This is a genomic window from Clostridium sp. DSM 17811, assembly GCF_018861905.1.
Lineage (GTDB): Bacteria > Bacillota > Clostridia > Clostridiales > Clostridiaceae > Clostridium_AD > Clostridium_AD frigoriphilum.
This window is the reverse complement of the sequence record NZ_JAHLDU010000002.1, coordinates 428431-451678: the sequence shown is the minus strand read 5'-3', so window position 1 is coordinate 451678 and position 23248 is coordinate 428431. Positions and strand designations below refer to the sequence as shown.

Sequence of the window (23248 nt, the reverse complement as noted above, 5' to 3'; positions counted from 1 at the left end):
ATCACCTCTCATCTTCTGTCAGCCAAGACTTAATTATATCTGCAACTTGTTCTGGTTTATCTGCAGCATATTTTTTAACTTGATTCTCCATACTAGATTTTTTATCCTTAGATTCAAATTCAATAGGTGGAAAGATTTCTTCCTGCTTTGGAGGAATTGCATCTCCAATCATCATGTCAATGCCCTCCGGAGTTATTTCTTCCTTCTTTTTCGACCTACGAATTACAAATATTACTATAATAAATATTAAAATAGCTAAAGCGCCTATTGCAATACGAGTATATAATATTTTAGATGCTGCCGCCTTATCTGCATTTGCTATATCGAGTAGTGCTTGCTGAGCAGCTTTTTTAGCCGCCGTATTAAAGTACAAACCTTCTATACTTATAGTGTCTCCTCTAGCTCCAGAGTATCCAATAGCTTGAGCAACTAAATTATTTACAGAAGTCTTAGTAGCTGCATCCAAATTACCATCAAGTACTACCGAAGTAGTAAGTTTCTTAATTGCTCCAGGTGCCTTCACTACATCGTCAACAGTTTGTGAAACGTCATAATTTTTTGTACTATCTTTTACCACAATGTTTCCATCTTTAGTAGTTGTCGGTGATGTATTTTGCGTAGCATTATCCACTGGACTAGTTGATAAACCAGTACTAGTGCCTCCATTCCATGTCTCAGTATCATGCGAACTTACGACTGCTCCCGTTTTACCATATGTTGTGGATTTTCTTGTAAGCGCATCAAAATCAAGCTCTGAATTAACAGATACCTTCACTCCATCTTTATATACAGGCTCAAGTACTTTCATTATCTTCTCTTCCATATTCTTCTCAATTTGTGCTTGAAGCGCTTGTTGATCATCGGTAGAGTCAGTTAATGTCTTCTTTTCCTTGTCGTATAATCCTTCAGTTAGAAGTTTAAAGTCATCAGAGACTATACTCACATTTTCCTTTGGAAGATTCTGCACAGCCCCAGTTAATAATGAAACTATTGCCTTTACCTGCTCATCTGTAAGTTTAGTTCCTGATTTAAGTTTTAATACAACTGATGCTGTAGCTGGATCGGTTTCTTTAACAAAAGCAGTACTTTCTGGCATAACCAAATTAACCTTAGCCCCTTCTACTTCTGGGAAAGACTTTATAGCTCTTTCAATCTCACCAGACAATGCCCTTTGATACATAATTTTAGTTTCTGTATCAGTAGGTGCCATTTTACTACTATCAAAAAGCTCAAATCCCTTACTTCCATCCGTAAGTTTAACCTCTGACGCAAGCGTCATTCTAAGGCTATCAATCTGATCTTTAGGTACTAATATACTAGTCCCACTTACCTTATAGCTAACTTTATCAGTTTTTAGCTGTGCAACAATTGCCCCCGAATCTTCTGTTGACAAATTTGAATATAACGCAGCATATTTAGTTTGCGATGATGCTACTATAAAAGAGATAATTGCTATTAATATTACTCCCACAAGTATGCTATAAGCTATTTTTTTATTTTTGCTTAAGTTACCCCAACTTTGCGAGAACTTATTTCTCACTTCAAGTAGCTTGCTCATATTCTAGCTCCCTTCCTATATCTGCATCCTATTAAATACATCATAGGCATCTACAAGTTTATTTCTAATTTGTACAGCGGTTTCTAAAGACAGTTTAGCTTCTGCTGTAGATAACATTACCTTCTGTACATCTGTTTCATCACCCTTTATAAACTTTTGAGTGAGGTCATCAGATTCAATTTGTTTATCGTTAACTCCATCTAATTTTTCTTTTAATGTATCCAAGAAACTAGTACCTGAATTTTCAGTATTAACAGCATCCATTTTAACATCATTAAGAACCGCTGTATTGCTTACATTTGCACTTGCATTAATGTTCATAAAAACACTCTCCTATTTACCTATTTCTAACGCTTTAGAAAACATACTTTTCTGAGCAGTCATAGAACTTACATTTGCCTCATATGCTCTTGTAGATGCAATCATATCTGCCATTTCATTCAAAATATTTACGTTAGGCATACTCACATACCCGTCTTTATCAGCATCTGGGTGTGATGGGTCATAGACACGCCTTAAAGCAGACGGATCATTTTCTATTCCCACAGCCTTAACCCCTTTAAAACTGGTTTTATATGTACTCGTAGTTTTATCTAATTCTTGTTGTAAATTTTCTTGAAATACAGCTATCTTTCTTATGTATGGTTTTCCGTTTTCGCCTCTAGTAGTAGTCGCATTCGCAACATTAGATGATATTGTATCCATCCTTAATCTTTCCGCTACCAGTCCACTAGAACTTATTCTCATCCCCATAAATGCATCATTCATAATATTATTTGCCTCCTCCTATAACATAACTGGTAAGTGAAATCTTACTATTAACTTGACTAACAAGGGCAGCGTACATTAAGGTATTTGCAGCTTGATTAGTCATCTCAAGATCTATATCTACGTTGTTACCATCCTGCCTTGCGCTAGTACTCTCATCTCTGTTTACTGTAATTTGACCATTACTATTCCCGGCTTGAATATCTTTACTATTATCTGTTTTCATTGTATCTGCATCCATGTTATCCTTTAAAGTCTCCTCAAATGTAACGTAAAGCCCTTTGTAGTTTTTTGTATTAATATTTGCAATGTTATTTGCACTCACTTTACTTCTTAACGCAGAAGCATCCATACTTTTTTTAAGTAAACTATATGTATCTCCATTTGTAGAACTTCCAATTATATTCAAAATCATCATCCCCCTTAATCTAGATTTAGATATAAAATATATAATTCCTTCTTAAAATTTATTTTTTTGCAAAAATTAGCGAAATTTGTTTATAAAGATAATTTATTCCACTTCTCAAGTATTATTATATACTATTTGCTTATTTTAGTGAATATTTTTTTTAACTTAATTTCAACAAACTTAATTTTAAATTCTAAGCTACTCCATTTTACTGTCTAAATACTTATTCGAAGGTTTATAATTATTAATTGGTATGTTTTATTAAATTATGATTTGATTACATATTATTATTATATTATACATTATTGTTGTAATTTGTGTATGTATTAATTGGTATAATTAATAAATAAATATGATATCGGTGCTTTTATTGTCATATTTATGCTTTCATGTTAAAAATATAATTTTCATCCTTAATATAAATTAATACTCAATACTAAATACGCATTTTTCGAGTTTAAGTTGCAAAATTGTGAAATAAATTTTTAAGAATTACATCCCCAGGGTGCAGTTTTTCCTTCACCCTATGGTAAACGCAAAAAACGCAAAAAAAATTACAGCCCTTAGTAAACCGTAATTTTGCATATTCCCATGTTTTTTTTTCACCCCTGGGGTGCTTGCGAATGATTAATATTATCCTATAGCCTTTAGTTTTGCAATATCTGCCCAATTATTTGCCGTTATAATTTCCACACTACTCATGTCTTTTCTTATACTCTTAACTTCACCTTTAATTTCGAAAACTTCATGTTTCAAATTTTCCTGCTCTGCTGATATAACATCAGTTTTATGTTCTAAAGCTCTAAGTATTTGAGTGTGTTCTTCTTGGGTTGTTTTAATTGATTTGATATCACTTTGTGTTAATTTAATATCACTTTGTGTTAATTTAATATCACCTTGCATTGATTTAATATCACCTTGCATTGATTTCATATCACTTTTCATTGACTTCATATCACTTTGCATTGACTTCATATCACTTTGCATTTCTTTTAGAATATCTAGTATTTCCTTATCCATAAATTCACCGCCTAGATCTTTTGCTACCATTATATCATATATAAACTAAGATTAAAATAATCTTTATCTTTAAAAATATCATTTTTATGATTGCCTCTTGCAGTAACATGATAGCTCGCACCAGGATACCATTTTCTTTTTATAGTTGGCATAATTATAACCTCCACTTTATTTGAGTATTATTAATTATTGCCAAATTCACAAAATTTACACTAACGACAAAAGACTAAGAACAATAGAACTGTTCTTAGTCTTTTTTGTTAAATACACCCCTGGGGTTTACTAGATAGATTTTATTGCTAATGTTCTATCGCTTTCTAGAAATTTCTTCCTTGTAACCGATACATATATATCCCTACTCGCTGCTTTAGTTTGTGTTATGCTTACAATTAAATCTACTCTAACTGTTGTTGTCTTTGCTTTTATTGCTGTTCCTGTTCCTATTAAAACTCCACCTTTTTCAGTTGAATATACTTTTACTATATCCCCTATAGCTAAGTTTTGGATAAGTACCCTGTCTAATACTCCATCTGAATTATTTATTGCTACTATATTTCTATCATATAGTGGTGCTGACTTTTCTTCCGAATCATAAGGTACCCCTGATGTCCTATCACTTTCAAGAAATGATTCTCTTGTTACTGATACATATATATTCCCACCGGCTACGCCAAGTTGTTTTATACTTACTGTTAAATCTCCTACTGCTTTTTCAGTTGCCGTTCCTATTACGATTCCACTTGTTGCTGATGAATATACTTTTACTATATCTCCTATAACTAAATTTCTAATCACTACAGTATCTGCTGTTCCAGCTGCATTGTTTGATACTACTATATCACTTTTATATAATGGTATTGATTTTGCTTCTGCATCATATGCTACAGCTGTTGTTCTATCACTTTCAAGAAATGCTTTTCTTATTACTGATACATATACATTTCCGCTGGCTACTCCAATTTGTTTTATACTTACTGTTAATCCCGACGCTGTTGCAGTTGAGGTTCCTATTAAGACTCCACCTGTTGCCGCTGAATATACTTTTACTATATCCCCTATATATAAGTTTTGAACCACCACAGTATCTGGTGTTCCAACTGCATTATTTGTTACTACTATTTGGTTTTGATCTAATGGTGTCGATTTAGCCTCTGCAGCATATGCTATTGCTATTGTTCTATCACTTTCAAGCAATGCTTTACTTGTCACTGTTACGTATACTTTTCCGCTCTCTGCTCCAATTTGTTTGATACTTACCGTTAAATCTCCAGCTACTTTTGCAGTTGCAGTTCCAAGAATATCTCCAGCTATTAATGTCGAATATACATTTACTATATCCCCTATAGCTAACTTTTTAACCACTACTGTGTCCGATGTTCCAGCTGCATTATTTGTTACTACTATACTTGCTGGATCTAATGGTATTGATTTTACTTCTGCATCATAAGGTACAGCTGTTGTTCTATCACTTTCAGTCAATGTTTTACTTGTAACTGATACATATACATTTCCGGCTCCTGCTCCAATTTGATCAATACTTACTGTTAAATCTCCATCCACTTTTGCAGTTGCTGTTCCAAGTAGAACTCCATCTGTTGATGTTGAATATACTTTTATTATATCTCCTATAGCTAAACCTGGAACCACTACTGTATCTGCTGTTCCAGCTGCATTATTTGTTACTACTATACCCATTGGATCAAGTGGTGTTGATTTTACTTCTGCGAGATATGCTACAAATGATGTTGTATCACTTTCCAGTAACGTTTTACTTGTAAGGGATACATATACATTTCCGGCTTCTGCTCCAATTTGATCAATACTTACTGTTAAATCTCCATCTATTTTTGCAGTTGCTGTTCCAAGTAGAACTCCATCCGTCGATCCTGAATATACTTTTATTATATCTCCTGTAACTAAACTTGGAACCACTACTGTATCTTTTGTTCCAGCTGCATTATTTGTTACAACTATACCCTTTGGATCTAATGCTATTGATTTTGCTTCTGCATCATATGGTTTTTTAATTTTATTGCTCTCGAGTAATCCTGTATTTTTAACAGATACATAAACATTTCCTGCTGAACTTCCAATTTGTTTAATACTTACAGTTGCTACCCCCGCTACCTTTGCTGTTCCTGTCCCTATAGATTTTTTATCTGTAGCAGATGAATATACATTTACTATATCACCTTTTGCGAGGCCCGTTACATTTAAAATATCGGGGGCTCCTGCATTATTTGTTATAGTTATATTTGTATCAACAGGCGGGTTAGATAATTGGACTGCAAACGCTGTACTTGATGATGGTAAAACCATTGATATAAATAATAGTACGCCTAATACTTTTGATAATAATTTCTTCATTAAATTATCTTCCTCTAACATTTTCTAGTATCTTTAATGCATCTTGCGGTAACTGGTTTGATTGAACCATCATTGCATTCCCAGCTTCTACAAGAATATTCTCCTTAGAATATTCCATGATTTCTGTAGCCATATCTGTATCTCTTATACTACTCTCAGCAGTTTCTGTTTTATCCGATATCTCTGTTATAGAATCATAACTACTTTGAAACCTATTCTCTAAGGCTCCAAATTTACTTCTATCACGAACGATATTATGAAGAGCATTGTCCACAAGTTTTAGAGACTCATCTATATTCCCCACCTTTACTTGAACTTCACCTGAATCATTTTTAAGTAATAAGCCTTTTGTAGTTAGATCATATTGGGGTATATTAATTTTCTCTCCTACATTGACACCTGTAACCATTGCTAAATTAGACTTATCATCGTTTGTACCCCCTGCTAAAAGCTTAACAGAATTAAACTCAGTATTATTTGCTATATCATTTGCTCCATCTAACATCTGATTTATTTCCTGTTGAACAGCCCCTTTATCGACATCAGTTGTAGTTCCTCCAGCTTGCACTAATAATTCTCTAACCCTTTGCAAACTACTAGTAATACCATCAAGACCACCTTCTGCAGTTTGAAGCATACTAACACCATCTTGAGTATTATTGCCCGCCATTTGAAGGCCCCTTATCTGCATTCTAAATCTTTCACTTTGAGCAATCCCATTTGGATCTTCCTTTGCACTATTTATTTTAATACCCGATGTTATTTTCTCTAAGGATGAATTCTGTTTGATAAGATTTTTACTATATTGTCTATATATATTTATAGATGCTATATTTTTATTAATTCTCATAAAATCAACTCCATTAAAATTTTTTAAACTAATCTCTATTTTAATATATCGAAGATAATTCATTTTACTTTAGAAATTCATTATACTATTATCTTTTGTAATTGATTTTCTAATTTTGTAATTATAATTTTCATACGTTAATAAACCATTACATCTGGTGGAAACAAACTCAAAGAACTTTCAAAAGAAATAATTGCATCCTCTTTTGATATCCTACCAGACACAAGATTTCTGTATAACATATATAACTTCAAATGAAGATCTGGACTAGAGTTCTTAACTTCTACCATTTTTTCAAATATCATATCTTCAACAGAAGATTTACTCTCTGAATTTACAATACTAGATACAAAACCAAGTAATTCTTCAATTTTAATTTTTAAATACGGCTCAGAACAAAGAACACTTATTTCATCTAGTTCCTTAATAATCTTCTCTATTGATTCTACTCCTATTGAAACTTCATTATTGATACCCATGTACTTACACCTCTCTTGTTTAAAATAATACATACAATTATTAATTTCATATACGCTTATTTCTCGAACAATTTTTGCTATACTTTAGTTAATTTCATGAATTTTTAAAATAATGGCTCAATAATCTACATAATTAGAACCCGAAGCAAAAAACACCATTAGCTAATTAGCTAGCCACTGATGTTTACTTATTATCCTTTTTATTTTATAGTTCCAGATTTTACATCGCTAATTCTACTATTTTATAGCCTTTAATTTTGCAATGTCTGACCAATTATTAGGCTACATAAGACTATTAATTTTTTTCCTTTATCTTAGTGAGACTCTAAAAAATAAGCACCAGTAGCTAAGTCTATAGCCACTAATGCTCACTCCAATTTTCTTCCACCTTTTGTTCTTCTACTCTCACTATCTATTGCACTAACCTGTTTTGCTAAATTATCTAGCCTATCATTTAATCTGCTTTGTTCTTTTGGGTTAAGACTATTAATTTGCTTACCTTGTTCCGCTATTTCTCTCATTTGCAAGAGCTTTACTTCTTTGACATTAAGCATCTTCTGTCTATCCTTTGCCCACTTTAGCTCCTGTTGTAGCTGTCTATTTACTTCTTCATTCTTATCCTTCTGCACTCCTGCAACTACATCTAGATTCTGCCCGATATTAGGATCTACTGCATCATTATGCACCATTTGTTTATCGTTTTCTTTCCCTGCATCTTTATCCGTGTTAATTACTACTCTATCATCATTTCGCTGAAGATTTGGTTGACTTACTACCATTGATAATGATTCTATATCCATATGATTACCTCCTGCTTTTATTTATAAAAAAAAAGCCAGAGTTTTCACCCTGACTCTTTAATATTACTTTTATAAGTTCTTTAATTATCTTAATAATGCAAGAACCTGTTGTGGTTGTTGATTAGCTTGAACAAGCATTGCTTGAGCAGCCTGATTAAGGATATTGTTCTTTGAGAAGTTAGTCATTTCTTTTGCCATGTCAACATCTCTTATTCTTGATTCAGCTGTTGTCAAGTTTTCGCTTGATGTTCCTAAATTATTGATTGTGTGATCTAATCTGTTTTGTACTGCACCTAGCTTACCTCTTTCAGTAGATACAGAAGCTATTGCCTTATCTATAATATCAAGTGATTTAGTTGCATCTTCTTTTGTCATTACATTTAATGCTGATTCTTGTTTAACATCTGTTGTTCCGTTTGTTACACCATTTGTTTTTGTAAATCCTTGTTGACCAGCATTTCCTGTAATTCCGAGTGCTGCTGATCTCATATCATTTATGCTTAATGTCATTGTTTGTCCCTTATTAGCACCAATCTGGAATGATGTTGTAAACCCACTTCCTTGTGCTCCTGCTCCAACTACTTGTTGAACATTTGCATTTTTGCCCATGTCTGTAGCTTTATCTGTAAATCCTAAGTTAGATGCTAATGGAGTATTAGTTCCATCTTTAACCTCTATATTAGAATTTGTTTCAGATATAAATTGTATCTTGTTATCAGCTGAAAGCGATGCACTAACTTTACCACTTAATCCAGCATCTTGTAATGATGAGTTAACATCTTTAAGTAATCTGTCCATTTCAGACTGTGATACATTCTTATCTGAATTAGAGGTATTATAAACTGCTGCTGCTGCGGATTTGTTTAGAGTAACTGTTACATCACTATCTGTACCTACTGCAACTTTAAATGTTGAGTTAGCAGCTAAACTAATATCTGCTGTAGTTCCTAAAGCCTTTCCAGCTTGTAACCCAGCTTTTTCAACTGTAGTGTCAGCTCCTATTGTTGTATCTGTAGTACCTGCAATAGCTGCTGTATCTGCTGCTGATGTTCCTAAATATGAATCTGCAGCTGTAGATGTAAATGATATAGTACTAGTTTTTCCTGTTGATTTAGCAGAAAATTCTAACTTACCACCATTATTTTTAATATCAACAAGGTCACCTAATTTAACTCCACCAGAAGTAACATTTTTCAATGAATCTATAGAAGTTGCTATTGTTGCTGCACTTGTTGTATCTATAGCAACTCCACCAAGATTAAACGTTGTATTATCTACAACTATTCTTGAACCGTTTGTTCCATTAGTTGTCTTTGTAGCAGCAGCAATATCAGGTGCAGTTGTTCCTAGTGCAGCATCTGCTGCTCCATTAATTGTTATGCTACTTGTAGTACCAGCGCTCTTAGAAGTGAAATCTAATTTACCAGCAACAAGAGTAATATTCACCGAATCAGATAATTTAGTTAATCCATCAGTTGATAACAAATTACCTAGTGTAGTAATATCAGCTGCAGTGCCCGCTAAAGTAGTATTACTAAGTTCGAATGTTTTATTTCCGTCTACAACTAATTGTGATCCTGTACCATTAGTTGTTGTTTTTGCAGCGTTAGCGTTTAAAAAAGATGCTGAATCCGCACTAACTGCAACTGAAGCAGATGCTCCTTTATTATTTGAAGCAATTGTAATACTATTAGCAGCTGCAGTAACAGTTGCCATAGAACCTAAAGTAACCGTTTGACCAGCTGCATTAGTACCTGTAAGTGCTTCTAATGTAGCTTTATCAGCAGCAGTACCTGCAATAGCTACTCCGCCAGCATTAAAATCTACTCCATTAACTGTAATTTTAGTACCTGCGCTAGTAGTACCAGCCGCAGAAACCATTACTCCTGTTGTTGCTGTTGTTCCAGTAATAGCAGCAGAACTTGTAACTGCTCCTAATGTCTTTGTAGCATTTGTATCTGCAGCCACTGTACCAGTTGTCATTGCAGCACTTAAAGTTTTATCAGCTCCAGTAGCCTTAGTAATTTTTGTACCATCAGTTGAACCTGTACCACCGTTTAATACTTTTTGAGTATTAAATTCAGTTGTATTTCCTATTCTATTAACTTCAGATGATAATTGATTAACTTCATCTTGCATTGATGATCTATCGCCCTCAGTGTTTGTACCATTTGCAGCCTGATTGGCAAGTTCTCTTACTCTTTGAAGGATTGAAGTTGTTTCATTCAAAGCACCCTCAGCTGTTTGAGCCATTGAGATACCATCTTGAGCATTAGCTGAAGCTTGATCTAATCCTCTGATTTGTCCTCTCATTTTTTCAGATATAGATAAACCTGCTGCATCGTCTGCTGCACCGTTAATTCTAAGACCTGAAGATAGTTTTTGCATTGATTTGTTTGCATTTGATGAATTTATGCTCATGTTCCTATTTGCGTTCATTGCACCTAAATTGTGATTAATTATCATTATAAATTCCTCCTTGAATTTTTAGTAGGACATCCTTGTCCTCTATTTGTTATTTATAGTTAAACTCTTTACGAGCTGTACTAACTAACTTGTTGAAATGTGAATTTCAGTTTGTTTTTGTTACTACTATATATATCGCTACAATAAATAATAACTTTATACTTTTTTAAAATATATTTTAAATATATTTTAAATTACTAATTCGAATCAGATTTCTTTGCTTAAAAAAACTGCTTTAGAAGGCATATTATTATAACTAGCCATTCCACGTTGTTTGTTTTCATTTGCTTTCATTTTCTTCAATAAATCGACTTTCCTAGCTTTCATTTCAAGAGCTAATTTTTTTTCTAATTTTTCTATTTCATACTGAACATAGAACTTTTTCAATTCCTCTTTCAAATAATTAATTTTATTCATATCATCTAAGACTAACTGCCTTTGGTTAAAAAGCTCATCTAATTTTTCGTATTCCTCTGCTTTAACTATTTTAATTATATTTAAAGTGATACCTTTGTATTTAATAAAATCTTCTTCTAATTCCAATTTATCACCTGCTTTATTTTAATTAAAGATTTACAATTGACAGTTACCATTGATTAGTGTCAAACTGACAATTGTATTTATTATGAGCTTGACCCTAGCATAGACGTAAGTGAACTCTGTTGTGAATTTAGTTTATTCATTGCGGTTTCTAATGCTGTAAATCTAGCATAATATCTAGTTGAAGCAGCCGTAAGTTGAGCTTGAAATTTACTAACATTTTGTGTCTTAGCATATACTTGGTCAGGAAGTGTATTTTTGCCCCCTGTACCTGAACTGCTATAATCATATTGTTTATTTACAAATATGTTCATATATCCGCTCAAGGTGTAAGTACCATCTTTACCAAGTCCTGGCCCTGCTACATAGTCCTTCATTATGCTATTCATTCTACTAAATATTCCTTCTTGGTTATATTTTTTTGATCCTATATAAGGCTCATTGGTAGCTAATTTATCAGTCGATGTACCTATAAACAATTTTTTAAAATCATCCATGTTATTTTCAATAGCATTCTTTAATTTTGTTTCATCCTTAATGACAAGTTTTCCACCATCAGTTGTAGTCGTTGATGTTTCTATACCAATAGAACCAGTTCCATAGGCACCAAAATTTAATGCTATCTTTCCTGCACTGGCATCTGTACTACTATAACTACTGTACACAGGTGAATAAAGTGTTCCTCGAAGTTGTGTCATTAAACTACTTAAATAGTCATCTTTTCTAAGTATTCCAACCTTCGCTTTAGTTTCCCATGTTGTTATTTGTGATTCGCTCATACTTGTCTTTTGTGCATCAGTTAATGGTGGATATGCTTTATCTTTTTTTTCTGTTAATTTTGTATTAATTTTTGATATTACAGTATTGTAATCATCAACAAATTTCTTCACATTGCTAACGACAGTATCCGAATTACTAGTTACTGTTAGTGCTGAATTACCTATTTTAGACATATTATAGGTTACTCCATTGGCTGTGAAGTTATTTGAACTTTGAGTAGTTGTTGTAGAAACTGTTTGTCCTGGCTCAGTTATGTCCACTAAAGCATCGGTTCCTGTTGCACTTGCAGTTAATTTCAAGTTTCCTAAATTGCCTTTGTTATCTGTAATACTTAAACCTGAAGAAGTAGTGGTTGAGTTGAATTTTATTTTTCCGTCAGAATCAATATCCATATTAAAGCCAGTTGTTCCAGTGTTAACCAAAGTCATTAAATCCTGAATAGTTGATGATGCAGTTACTGTTAAGCTTATTTTTTTTGTTGTGCTGCCATCACTCAAATTAAAATCAATAGTATTGGCACCAGCAACAACACTAAAGCCTAAATCTGCTAATTTTGAAGTTGAAGATCTTGCAGGATTTATTGCTGTTTTTAAATTTCCTAATGTATCATTAGCTTCTAATGATATTGAATCTGTACCTAAATTTGTAAATTTAATATATTTATTAGCTCCATCCTGGACATAAGATGCAGTAATTTTGTCTTTTAAACTAGATCCTGATATTTTACTATTTATATTGGTTACTATATCATCTATTGTATTTCCATCTTTCGCTGCATCAGCAATAACGCTATCTAAGGTTATACTTCCACTTGAACCAAAATCTAATTTTGCACCTGACCATTTTGTGACGTCAGTAACCGAAACTTGTGAATTCAATGAATTACCATTTATTTTACCACTTGCACTTGATATACTTCCTAAACCTATTTTATTCATAGTATCTGTATCACTGTATAAAATTTTCAAATTTGTAGTTGATCCAGAATCTTTCGATTTTAGAATTACTTTACCCGTTGTACTTTCTATAGACATTGATACTGAACCACCTGTTTTACTATTAACCTGATTTATTAAGTCTTGCACGGTAGATGTATCATTTACAACTAAACTTACAGTTGAATCAGTTGTTCCATTAGATAAAGTAAAATTAATTTCTTTCCCTACAGCTAGACCCAAACTTGTTAATTTAGAACTAGATGAAATTCCACTATTAATTGTTAAATCACTAGTCACTACAGTGCTGTCTTTACCATTAAGTGTAATGCTATCTGTATTAGTAGACGATTTTGTAAACTTAATATAGCTATCAGCTCCATTACTTACATAAGAAGCGGAAATCTTACCATTTAGTGCAGAAGCCGAAATTTGCTTATTTATATCTGCTGCCATTGTAGCCATACTAGTAGAATTTGTAGCTGTACCACTTGATATGTCACTTAATTTTATGCTTACTGGTGCAGCATCAGCATTAACCTGAAAATTTAATGATGTACCACTCCAGTTTGCTAAATCAGCCACTTTTATAATTGAGTTTTGAGATGTTCCCTCTATTTGAGCTTGCGCTGCCAATTTCTGCACATTTATTGCATAAGTCCCAGCTTTTGCACTAGCACTAACAGTTCCTGAAACAATAGAAGGCTCAGTACTATTTATTAAATTTGTATTCATAGAATTATCTGATAACATATATTTACTTGAAAGTGGATCAAAATAATCTTGTAATCCCTTTATATCTTTAATAACATCTCTATACGCCTCCTGCTGCCACGCTAAAGTCTGTTTCGCTTGGTTAGCCTTGTCTATCTTAGTTTGATAATTTGACACCATAGCTTTAACTACTGCATCTGTATCAATACCCGATGCCATACCTGATATTTTCAATAAGTTAGCACTTGAAGTACTGCTTGTTGTGTTAGTACTACTTGGATAAATACTTGTCATTTATAATCATCTCCTAGTTTATTTTCCACCTTTAGATTTTTTATAAGCTTCATTCCACGTATCTCGAACTTCCTCAATTAGTGGAATTATCTCATCCATAATTTTTTCACTTTTCTTAATATTAGCATCTGTAAGTCGTCGTGCTATAAACTCATAAACCTTCATCAAGCTTTTTGCCCATTCTCCGCCTTTTTCCACATCCATTGTTGCCATTAACTCATAAAATATATTTTGAGTCTTTACAATGTTTTCATGAGCCTTTTTAATATCCTTGTCTATTATAGCCTGTCTACCTATTTTGGAAAATTTTGATGCTCCATCTACTAACATCAAAAGTAATTGATCCTTTGATGCGAAATTTACGCTATTGCTTTTATAAGTATTGAATGCATTACCATACGCGTTCATTGCCATATTCTTTCACCCCTACTTTTTAGTATCTATATAATTTCCGATGATCTTTTGTTCTTTTTCTAAAGTTTCCTTAAAAACCTGTACATCATATTGTGCATTTTTGTATGCCCCTACAGTTATTTTATGTTTTTTATTATATTTTGAAATCTTACCTTTAAATTCTTCGTATGTCTCCGAACTATTTTTAGGATTTCTATCTTTATTTACTGATATCTCACCTTTTCTATGAATTACACCAGACTTAGTTGTATCTTTAACTCTTCGTCTTATTTCAACATCTATTTTATTTAATTTGAATTCCATAATAATCCTCCCAGCTTTATACGAGTTGGTTATGACATTTCAAAAAATTTACGCCTTTTTGTTTACTAAAATACCAGCCATTTCACACATTTTAGCTACCATATCAAGTATTTGTTTTGAAGGTATTTCTTCTATTACCTTATTAGTATTATTATCAACAACCGTTATAATCATCTGGTTAAGAACATCATGTTTTTCATATTGCAGATGAGTTCCTTCAGCATCTAAAAATCTATTTATTTTATTAACTGCATTTTTAATCTCTTTTTCACTATTTTCTTTTTTAATAAGTTCCTTATTGCTTTCAACAGTTTTTAAGTCCTTAGTATTCTGTGCTGTTTTATAAAATTTTTCTAAATCCGTGAACTCATTTTTCATATTGCCACTAATATCCATATTCCCCCCTAATTCGTTATTTAATTTTTCTAAAATTGCTGCATCGAAAACCATAGCCCTTTGATTTTCATCCGTAACCTCCGTGTAAAGTTCTTTTCTTAGGATACTAATCTCCCTTGGTGCATTTATTGCAATTTTCACAGAACCATTTTCAACCTTAACTATATTTATTTCAATATTTTCACCTATCAATAGGGATTCGCCTTTTTTTCTACCTATTACTAACATTTAGACCTCCCACCTTGCTGCTTTTGGATTAAATAACAATTTTAATTGTTACTTTCTTTAAATAGAGGTTCCTTTATTTTGTATTTATCATTATCTAATATTAGCTGTTCTCCTAATTTTTCTTTTATATTAATTATGATAGGAGCTTTTAAATTAGTAGTCATATTCTTAATATTTGAATTTAAAGTTACTGTAGTTAACACTAATACTTCTTCCGGTTTCATTATTTGGAGTTCTAAAATGTAATTGTCTGGTATTTTAAATTCATAGTCCTTTATAATATCAAATGGAGATATCAAAACTAATCCAACATTCATATTTTCAATTGAGTGTAATATACTAAAAACTTCATTTTTTTCTATTGGTAAAATTATAAATTTTTTTAAGTTTTCAAATCCCGGCAGACCTTTTTTAAACATTATAACATCTTCAGCTTCATATTCGCGAACGCCATGATACTTAGTGATTAGCTCCATATTAGACTCACTCCTTTAGCAAAATCATTTTAATCAACTCTCAATTGTCAGATTTGTTCATTAAGATATCTCTATTATAGATAGTCAAGTAATGAAGGCTGAATTACTTTAGCACTGGTTTGGAGAGATGCTGTATACACAGTTTGCATAGTAGCATATTCCATAGCTTTTTGTGTAATATCTATATCCTCTGTACTGGACAGAACTTCTGTCATATTAGTATTTTGGTCTTCATTTCTAGCTAAAGCACTATCCATTCTATTTTGCTTAGCACCAACCTCTGAACGAAGTTTTAATACATTGGTCATAACAGCTTGGATGCCAGTCAAATCAGTAGATATCAAAGCAGTTGTATTATTAGAGTCAAGATCGCTCGTAATATTCCCCAATAATTTCATAAGATTGTTATCCCCAGTTCCATAGTTTACAACGTCTGTTGCTGTTACATTGTAATCCATAGTTACACCCTGAGACACTTCAACTAGAATTTTAGAATTTATTTGGTTATATTCTTTTGTATCAGTATCGGTATTATCTGTTGTGCCCGGAAGATTTAATTCTGTACCATCCGCTTTTGAATACATTAATTGAGTATTTGGAGTATTTCCAGTAGTAGCTGATATTGTCTTCACATCCATTGGTTTACTTGTTCCTTTTGTACCACCAAATATATATTTACCATCAAATGTTGTGTTAAGAATTTGAGACAGCTCTCCAACTTTTTGATTTATTTCATCTTTAATTGCTGCTTTTTCATCTGGTCCATACCCAGCATTTCCAGAAGATACTAAAAGTTCTTGAATTCTAGTTGTTACGTTTCCTACCTGCCCAAGTGCTGTGTCTGTCATGTCAAGCCAATTTGTTGTATTTGTGATGTTATCATTATATTGTTTATTAGCATCTATATCTGAGTATATTTGCATTATCTTCGAAGCTTTAGCTGGGTCATCTGAAGCCTTTCTTATTAGTTTACCTGTAGCCATTTGAGTTTGAAGTGTACTCAAATTTTTTAAATTTGTTGTATTATCTCTCAAAAAGTTATTTGCAAGCATTTTATTAGTTATTCTCATATATTCACCCCTTAATTAATACATATAAATTCATTATCTATTTTTTTAAACCGTTAATAATTAGATCTAAAAGTTCATCAACTGTTGAAATGATTTTTGCATTTGCTTGATAAGCATGTTGAAATTGAATCAAATTCGACATTTCTTCATCCAACGATACCCCTGAAACGGAATTTCTTGATTCCTCTAAGTTTGAGAGTTGTGTATCTTGATTCGTACTAATTCTTGTTGCCTCCTGGGCCTGTATAGCTAATGTATTAACGACATCTGTAAAGTAAGAATTAGTAGTCATTCCATTTGCTGATGAAGTAATAGTTTTAACTCCTAAAGTAGCATTTTCAGCAAATTTTCCATTTAAAAAAGTCTTTCTAGTAGTATTCACATCTATACCTTGAATATCTAATTTTACATTTCTAAGCTGTGCAATAGCTACTGCTTTACTACCATCTGTTGGTCCTGCATCGGCATCTTTTCCCACATTAAAACTCATAACATCATCAAGAATCGATTTGTTAACTGAAATATTACCTGCTGTAATTCCTGTTTCCCCAGTAATTGTAGCATCATCTTTATTCACGAAAAAATTAGGCGTAGTGGTCGATGTAGTAGCATCCTCTTCACCACTAAGCACAGCATTTACCGAAAACGCAATACCCTTAGCTAAACTATTTAATTGATTTACGTACTTATCTACATCTGCTTGTACAGACATATATCCTTTCAACTCTCCGGTTGTTGGAGTAAATAGTTTCAAGTCACTATAAACAGCACCATCGGGAATTTTCGTAGTACCATCTGTTTTGACAGCATTACCATCTTTATCTGCCAAAAGCACTCTACATTGATCTAAGCTTGCATATTGATCCTTGGTTAACCCCATAGACATAGTTACTTTGTTTGTATCTGTTGACATATCCCCATTTTTATAATATGTAACATCATAAGTTCCAGTTTCACCTGTTTTTGTAACTCCTGTTGGCACAATACTACTCACATAAGAGAATCTATTAACATTCTCATTTGAAGTAGATTTCACAAGAGATGAATTCGCTATATCCGTAGCCTTTATATCTTCTCCACCATATGTTTGTTTATCAATTGTAATACCAAATTTAGTACTTAACTGATCTTCAAGTAGATCCCTTTTATCCATTAAATCATTGGGCTCATTTCCACCAATTTTTACTGATTTAATTTGTTGATTTAAATTATCTATTTGATTAAGCATACTGTTTACATCCACTACATCTTGTTTAATAACCTTTTGGCAGTCCCCTTTTAGACTTATTAACTGATTATAATTACTATTCAATTCGTCAGTCAGTGCTTTTGATTGCTGTGCAACTACTGTCCTTGTATTTGAAAGTTCTGGGCTTGATTTCAGTGCTTGCCAAGAATCATAGACCTTCCCAAGCAAAGTTGACACACCAGTATCACTAGGTTCATTAAAAACGCTTTGAACTTCCAATAAAAACTTTTCTCGTCCATCATATAAACCCTTAGTACCATTTTCCGCTCTTACCCGGTAATCTAAATAACTATCTCTAATTCTTGATATAGAAGAAATTTGTACTCCAGTACCTAATTGACCTGGCCCTACAGCATTATTCATAGATGGCATACCAAATGGAGTTGTAGTCTCCATAAGCGCCCTCTGCCTTGAATATCCTTCTGTATTGGCATTTGCTATATTATGAGTTGTTACATCTATTGCTCCTTGTTGAGCCGTCATACCTCTTACTGCTACGTTCATCGTTGAATATAAACCTGACATAATCTCACCTCCTACTATCTTTTTACTTTACCGTATCCATTGTAAGTTTTTGCTTCTCGTACTGGATTTAATACATTTAACATTCTATTTGTAAAACTAAGTCCTTGTCTTATAAGTAACTCGTTTGTGTCCTTTTGTAATACTACAGCTTGTAATAACAATTTAATTTTATAATAATTCTTTTCAAGTTCTGGATCTTTCGCTGCTTCAATTATTGGTCCCATAGCTTTATTCTCGGTAATTTTCCTTCGTAGCACTTCCATGTGAGCTATGTTTTTATTTGCTTCTTTAATTTTATTTACGCAAGCTTCCATTCCAAATATGTCATTAGTAACTATATTTTTGTGTTGATTTTCAAGTTCTAGTAAAAGAACCCCAAGTGATTGTGTTTCGTTTATCATAACATCATTTAGTTTTTGCATCATAACTAAATATCTCTCCCCTTCATGTTATCAATAATTTTTTTAGCTACTAATTTTGAATCCACGTTGTAGGTCCCATTATTTAATTTGTTTTTAATATCTACTATTTTCTCATTAGAATTAACTGATTTACCATCTAATGCTAAAGCACTTAAACTTTTTCCTGCTGCTGACAACTCAATAGTATCTTTTGGCACCTTTGTAGCCTTAACCTCTGCTTTATTTGTATTTTTTTTATAAAAATTAATCACATTTGGTTTTACTCCATCTATTTTCATTTTTTTCACTCCTAGCTTTTTATATCTTTAAGCCTCGATTTTCTTATCTACTTCTATTATCGTATAGAATTCTTTAAAGTTTATACGATAAACAAAAAAAGGAATAAATTTTCTTTATTCCTTTTTATATAGTATGTAATTTCAGATCTATTCTGTTAGAGTTTTAACTCTTTCTTCTCCACTAATTATACTAGTAATTCTAACTCCAAAATTCTCGTCTACTACTACAACTTCGCCGTATGCTACTTTTTTGCCATTTACTAATATATCTACTGGCTCTTCCGCCAATTTATCAAGCTCAATTAAAGATCCAGTACCAAGATTTAAAATATCTCTTATATTCTTTTTAGTTTTACCAAGCACTACAGAAATTTCTAGTTGAACATCTAGTATTAAATCAATGTTTCTAGGACTATTATAAAGTGGTGCTTTTTTTAGAGGCTGAAAAGCTGCTTTGCGAACCTCTACTTGTGGCTCTTGTCTTTCAATTGGTTTCGCATAATATTCTTGTTGTGGAGCTTCTTGTGCACTCTTTTGTTCATATTGTGGTGCCTCTGCACGTGATTCTGGTGTTTTTGTTTCAATTTGAGGTTCAGCTACTTTCTCAGCTTCCTCAACAGCTTCAGTACCCATCATAATAGATACTATTTTTTTCGCAGTTTCTATAGGAAGCACTTGCATTATAACACTATCAACTAATGTACCTATAGTCATTTTAAAAGCTACTTGAACGACCTGTTCATTTTCACCTATATCATCATTTAGGGGTGAAGTACCCTCATCCCATATCTTAGATTGTGGGGGTGAAATATTAACTTCTCTTGCAAACATTGTTGCCATAGATGTTGCAGCAGATCCAATCATCTGATTCATAGCTTCAGATACAGCGCTAAGTTCAATTTCTGATAGCTCTGGTTTACCTTCTATGTTGCCATCTCCACCCATCATTAGACTAGCTATAACCGCTGCGTCAGTATTCTTAATTACTAAAAGGTTCCCACCCGCAATACCGCTTGTAAATTTAACGTCTAAAGCAATATTGGGAATCTCAAATGTACCTCTTAGTTCTTTAAGTGTACTTACCGTAACTACTGGAGTTGCAATATTAACTGGTTGCCCTACAATAGTTGAAAGTGCTGTTGATGCCGAGCCCATAGAAATGTTTCCAACTTCACCTAACAAATCTTTCTCGCTATCTGTTAATTCAAATGGTTCTATAGATTCAGTCTTTATATCCTGTTCTGCACTTATGTCCTCAGTATCTACTCCCTCAGCTGAGTTCGCTCCTTTTGCAGTGTCTTCTTTTGCAGAGTCTGTAGTTGGAGTTGAATCCGCACCGTCTCCATTTAAGAGAGCGTCGATTTCTTCTTGTGAAAGAAAGCCGTTACTCATAATTTTCCACATCCTTATCTATTATCTCTATTATCTCAATTCCCCTGTTTTTACCTATAGTACCAGGTTTGCCAGTATAACATAACTGATCTTCAACAAATAGATTAACTTGGCTATCACTTGAATTATCAAGAGTTATTACATCACCTTCAGTTAATTGCAGAAACTCATCTACTGTAATATTAGTACTGCCTAGTATTCCAGTCATTGGAACACTTACTATATTTAATCTACTTTTTAATCTATTTCTAGATTCATTTACAACTTCTTCATCATTTTCTCTAAACCAATATTGAACAACTAGTTTATCAAGTACTTTTTCAATACTTAAATAAGGTATACACATATTTATAAATGTAGTATTATTACCCATTTCCACCGAAAAAGTAATTAAAGCAACTGGTTCATTTGGCGCTAGTGTTTGATTAAGTGCTGGATTAGTTTCTAATGCCTCAATCTCTGGTTCTACGTCCAAAACATCTTCCCAAGCAAGTTTCAAGTTAGCTATAAGTCCTGCATTAACATTTCGTAATATGTTTTTATCTATATCAGAAAATTCTTTGTTTGCAACCTTCCTATTCCCCATTCCTCCTAGTAATATATCAATTACTTGAAAAGAAAACTGAGGATTAGTTTCAAATAATATAGAGCCACTTAAAGGTGGCATCTTAAATATAGTTAAGATAGTAGGATTAGGAATTGAATGAATAAATTCCTCATAGGTTATTTGCTGAATACTTTGAATTTGAATCTTTACATTATTTCTTAGCTGTGCAGATAAATAACTTGATATTATTCTTCCATAATTATCATGAATTAACTCAAGTGTTCTCAGATGATCTTTTGAGAATTTTTGAGGACTCTTAAAATCATATAATTTAATTTTATGCTTTTCTTCTTCATTTGGAAGCTGGTCTGGCTCTATTTCCCCAGAAGATAGGGCAGATAGAAGTGAATCTATTTCACTTTGTGATAATACTTCTGCCATAATTCTACCTCATTCCTCTGTAGTATAATTGAAATTTTTAATTTATCATTTTAATTTCCAGTAAAATCTTCTCAAGATAAGACTTATCTTATGATAAGTCTTATTTTCTTATAAAATCTTATTTTTCTGTAAGCTCTTATCTTTCGATAAGTTTACCAATATCAATTAATGTGACTATTCTATCTTTAAAGTTTATTATTCCTTTAATATAGGATTTATCTTTATCGGTTTCAATCTTTTCAATTAAATTTAGTTCAATTTCTAATACTTCATCAACTTGGTCTACAGTTACTCCAACAGACTCTTCTTTTAGATTTAAAATAATAATATTTTCTTGTTCTACGCTGCCTTTTTCAATATCTAAAAGGAGATTAATATCTAAAAGGGAAATTATATTACCTCTTAGATTAATTAGTCCCTTTATGTAAGCTGCAGACTTAGGCACATTGGTAATTTCCATCATATCATTAATGCTTTGAACACTTGATGCTTCAACTGCAAACTGTTCCTCATTAACTTTAAATACAACTACTTGCATAACTCTCCCCCTTTAACCTAAAACTTTTTTTATTGCCTCAAGTACTCTATCTGACTGGAATGGTTTAACTATGAAGTCTCTTGCACCAGCCCTTATTGCATCCATAACCATAGTCTGTTGTCCCATTGCACTACACATAATTACTTTTGCTGCTGGATCAAACGCTTTAATTGCTTTAACAGCTTCTATTCCATCCATTTCAGGCATAGTAATATCCATAGTAACAATATCTGGTTTTTCTGTCTTATATAATTCTACACCTTTTAGTCCATTACTTGCTTCTCCTACAACTTCAAATCCGTTTTTTTCCAATATATCTTTTATCATCATTCTCATAAACGCAGCGTCATCAACAATTAATACTCTAGCCATTTTATAATACCTCCAATTAATTTACACCTAGTGAATTTAATATTTTTTCAAGTGATCCGGGCATTGGTATATAATAAAAATGCCCTCTTATTTTTTCATTTTCCTGTAAAAAGTTTGTTTCTAAATCAAGTACATACTCATCAAATTGACCCGATTCAATAAAGGTCGTTGAAAGTATTGCTGCCATCATATCTAGTGCTACTGCTGGTACAGAAGGCCTAACCTCAAGTTTTGTAAGTTCTGCAATTGCATTCATGAAAGAACTCGAAATAATATTTCCAATCTCACAGAGTGCTGAGTTTCCAAGCTCTGTTATTTGTTCTTGCTGCTCCCCTACAAGTCCTGATATAATTCTTAGTGCAACATCCTTTTCCAAAGTAAACAATATATTACCCGGTATATCTCCAAGTACTCGCACAACAACACCAATTACTACTACTTCCACGTCTATACTTGAAAAGATATCATCAAATGGAATAATGTTTACCGCTGGCACACTCATATCTACTTTTTCATTCAGTAACTCTGATAAAGCAGTAGCTGCATTCCCCGCACCAATATTTCCTACTTCTTGTAGAACATCAAGCTGCATAGTAGTAAGCTCAGAATAATCCATA

The 23248-nt window shown here is 32.6% G+C and carries 26 protein-coding genes and 1 pseudogene; all 27 read right to left on the bottom strand.

Annotated elements, in window-relative coordinates:
- Position 1: 1 nt before the first annotated feature.
- Entirely contained in the window at positions 2 to 1558 is a 1557-nt protein-coding gene (gene fliF, locus KPL44_RS04960; protein WP_216247791.1) for a flagellar basal-body MS-ring/collar protein FliF, read from the bottom strand.
- Between the two features lie 15 nt (positions 1559 to 1573).
- Positions 1574 to 1879, bottom strand: coding sequence for a flagellar hook-basal body complex protein FliE (fliE, locus tag KPL44_RS04955; protein WP_216247790.1), 306 nt, complete (start codon positions 1877 to 1879; stop codon positions 1574 to 1576).
- Positions 1880 to 1891: 12 nt separating this feature from the next.
- Positions 1892 to 2326 carry a flagellar basal body rod protein FlgC gene (gene flgC, locus KPL44_RS04950; RefSeq protein WP_071613447.1) on the bottom strand — a complete coding sequence of 145 codons (435 nt, stop codon included), beginning with the start codon at positions 2324 to 2326 and terminating at the stop codon, positions 1892 to 1894.
- A 4-nt stretch (positions 2327 to 2330) separates the two neighbouring features.
- Entirely contained in the window at positions 2331 to 2741 is a 411-nt protein-coding gene (gene flgB, locus KPL44_RS04945) for a flagellar basal body rod protein FlgB (RefSeq protein ID WP_216247865.1), read from the bottom strand.
- A gap of 627 nt (positions 2742 to 3368) precedes the next feature.
- A complete protein-coding gene (locus KPL44_RS04940; protein WP_253201617.1) occupies positions 3369 to 3785 on the bottom strand; it encodes a hypothetical protein in 417 nt (138 codons plus the stop codon).
- Positions 3785 to 3907 (bottom strand): hypothetical protein, encoded by a 123-nt coding sequence (locus KPL44_RS25710; protein ID WP_301182933.1) that lies wholly within the window; start codon positions 3905 to 3907, stop codon positions 3785 to 3787. Before KPL44_RS25710 ends, KPL44_RS04940 begins: the two co-directional genes overlap by 1 nt.
- A 130-nt stretch (positions 3908 to 4037) precedes the next feature.
- Positions 4038 to 6122 carry a hypothetical protein gene (locus KPL44_RS04935; RefSeq protein WP_216247789.1) on the bottom strand — a complete coding sequence of 695 codons (2085 nt, stop codon included), beginning with the start codon at positions 6120 to 6122 and terminating at the stop codon, positions 4038 to 4040.
- 4 nt (positions 6123 to 6126) lie between these two features.
- Positions 6127 to 6972 (bottom strand): flagellin N-terminal helical domain-containing protein, encoded by an 846-nt coding sequence (locus KPL44_RS04930; RefSeq protein WP_216247788.1) that lies wholly within the window; start codon positions 6970 to 6972, stop codon positions 6127 to 6129.
- Positions 6973 to 7109: 137 nt separating this feature from the next.
- Entirely contained in the window at positions 7110 to 7451 is a 342-nt protein-coding gene (locus KPL44_RS04925; protein WP_216247787.1) for a hypothetical protein, read from the bottom strand.
- A 368-nt stretch (positions 7452 to 7819) separates the two neighbouring features.
- A complete protein-coding gene (locus KPL44_RS04920; RefSeq protein ID WP_216247786.1) occupies positions 7820 to 8251 on the bottom strand; it encodes a hypothetical protein in 432 nt (143 codons plus the stop codon).
- Positions 8252 to 8335: 84 nt separating this feature from the next.
- Entirely contained in the window at positions 8336 to 10717 is a 2382-nt protein-coding gene (locus KPL44_RS25195) for a flagellin N-terminal helical domain-containing protein (protein ID WP_253201616.1), read from the bottom strand.
- 207 nt (positions 10718 to 10924) lie between these two features.
- Positions 10925 to 11260 (bottom strand): hypothetical protein, encoded by a 336-nt coding sequence (locus KPL44_RS04905; protein WP_216247785.1) that lies wholly within the window; start codon positions 11258 to 11260, stop codon positions 10925 to 10927.
- Positions 11261 to 11340: 80 nt separating this feature from the next.
- A complete protein-coding gene (gene fliD / locus KPL44_RS04900; protein ID WP_216247784.1) occupies positions 11341 to 13980 on the bottom strand; it encodes a flagellar filament capping protein FliD in 2640 nt (879 codons plus the stop codon).
- Between the two features lie 18 nt (positions 13981 to 13998).
- Complete coding sequence (fliS, locus tag KPL44_RS04895) at positions 13999 to 14394, bottom strand: flagellar export chaperone FliS (protein WP_407934991.1); 396 nt, start codon at positions 14392 to 14394, stop codon at positions 13999 to 14001.
- A 12-nt stretch (positions 14395 to 14406) separates the two neighbouring features.
- Entirely contained in the window at positions 14407 to 14697 is a 291-nt protein-coding gene (locus tag KPL44_RS04890; protein ID WP_216247783.1) for a hypothetical protein, read from the bottom strand.
- Positions 14698 to 14745: 48 nt separating this feature from the next.
- Positions 14746 to 15129 (bottom strand): flagellar protein FlaG, encoded by a 384-nt coding sequence (locus KPL44_RS25190; protein ID WP_367302936.1) that lies wholly within the window; start codon positions 15127 to 15129, stop codon positions 14746 to 14748.
- Positions 15106 to 15321, bottom strand: a pseudogene (csrA, locus tag KPL44_RS25185) (carbon storage regulator CsrA); the annotation flags it as partial. The pseudogene csrA and the gene KPL44_RS25190, both read right to left, overlap by 24 nt.
- 41 nt (positions 15322 to 15362) lie before the next feature.
- Entirely contained in the window at positions 15363 to 15797 is a 435-nt protein-coding gene (fliW, locus tag KPL44_RS04880; protein WP_216247781.1) for a flagellar assembly protein FliW, read from the bottom strand.
- Between the two features lie 74 nt (positions 15798 to 15871).
- The gene (flgL, locus tag KPL44_RS04875) at positions 15872 to 16867 is read right to left on the bottom strand and encodes a flagellar hook-associated protein FlgL (protein ID WP_216247780.1); all 996 of its coding nucleotides are present in this window, start codon (positions 16865 to 16867) and stop codon (positions 15872 to 15874) included.
- A 37-nt stretch (positions 16868 to 16904) separates the two neighbouring features.
- A complete protein-coding gene (gene flgK / locus KPL44_RS04870) occupies positions 16905 to 18641 on the bottom strand; it encodes a flagellar hook-associated protein FlgK (protein WP_216247779.1) in 1737 nt (578 codons plus the stop codon).
- A 14-nt stretch (positions 18642 to 18655) separates the two neighbouring features.
- Positions 18656 to 19066, bottom strand: coding sequence for a flagellar protein FlgN (locus tag KPL44_RS04865; protein WP_216247778.1), 411 nt, complete (start codon positions 19064 to 19066; stop codon positions 18656 to 18658).
- A 2-nt stretch (positions 19067 to 19068) separates the two neighbouring features.
- Positions 19069 to 19341 carry a flagellar biosynthesis anti-sigma factor FlgM gene (flgM, locus tag KPL44_RS04860; protein WP_216247777.1) on the bottom strand — a complete coding sequence of 91 codons (273 nt, stop codon included), beginning with the start codon at positions 19339 to 19341 and terminating at the stop codon, positions 19069 to 19071.
- Between the two features lie 147 nt (positions 19342 to 19488).
- The gene (gene fliY / locus KPL44_RS04855; RefSeq protein WP_216247776.1) at positions 19489 to 20733 is read right to left on the bottom strand and encodes a flagellar motor switch phosphatase FliY; all 1245 of its coding nucleotides are present in this window, start codon (positions 20731 to 20733) and stop codon (positions 19489 to 19491) included.
- Positions 20726 to 21721, bottom strand: a complete 996-nt coding sequence (gene fliM, locus KPL44_RS04850; RefSeq protein ID WP_216247775.1) for a flagellar motor switch protein FliM — start codon at positions 21719 to 21721, stop codon at positions 20726 to 20728. Before fliM ends, fliY begins: the two co-directional genes overlap by 8 nt.
- 136 nt (positions 21722 to 21857) lie before the next feature.
- Positions 21858 to 22259 carry a chemotaxis protein CheW gene (locus tag KPL44_RS04845; RefSeq protein WP_216247774.1) on the bottom strand — a complete coding sequence of 134 codons (402 nt, stop codon included), beginning with the start codon at positions 22257 to 22259 and terminating at the stop codon, positions 21858 to 21860.
- 12 nt (positions 22260 to 22271) lie between these two features.
- Complete coding sequence (locus KPL44_RS04840) at positions 22272 to 22631, bottom strand: response regulator (protein ID WP_216122205.1); 360 nt, start codon at positions 22629 to 22631, stop codon at positions 22272 to 22274.
- 16 nt (positions 22632 to 22647) lie between these two features.
- Positions 22648 to 23247 carry a chemotaxis protein CheC gene (locus KPL44_RS04835; RefSeq protein ID WP_216247773.1) on the bottom strand — a complete coding sequence of 200 codons (600 nt, stop codon included), beginning with the start codon at positions 23245 to 23247 and terminating at the stop codon, positions 22648 to 22650.
- Between the last annotated feature and the right edge of the window lies 1 nt (position 23248).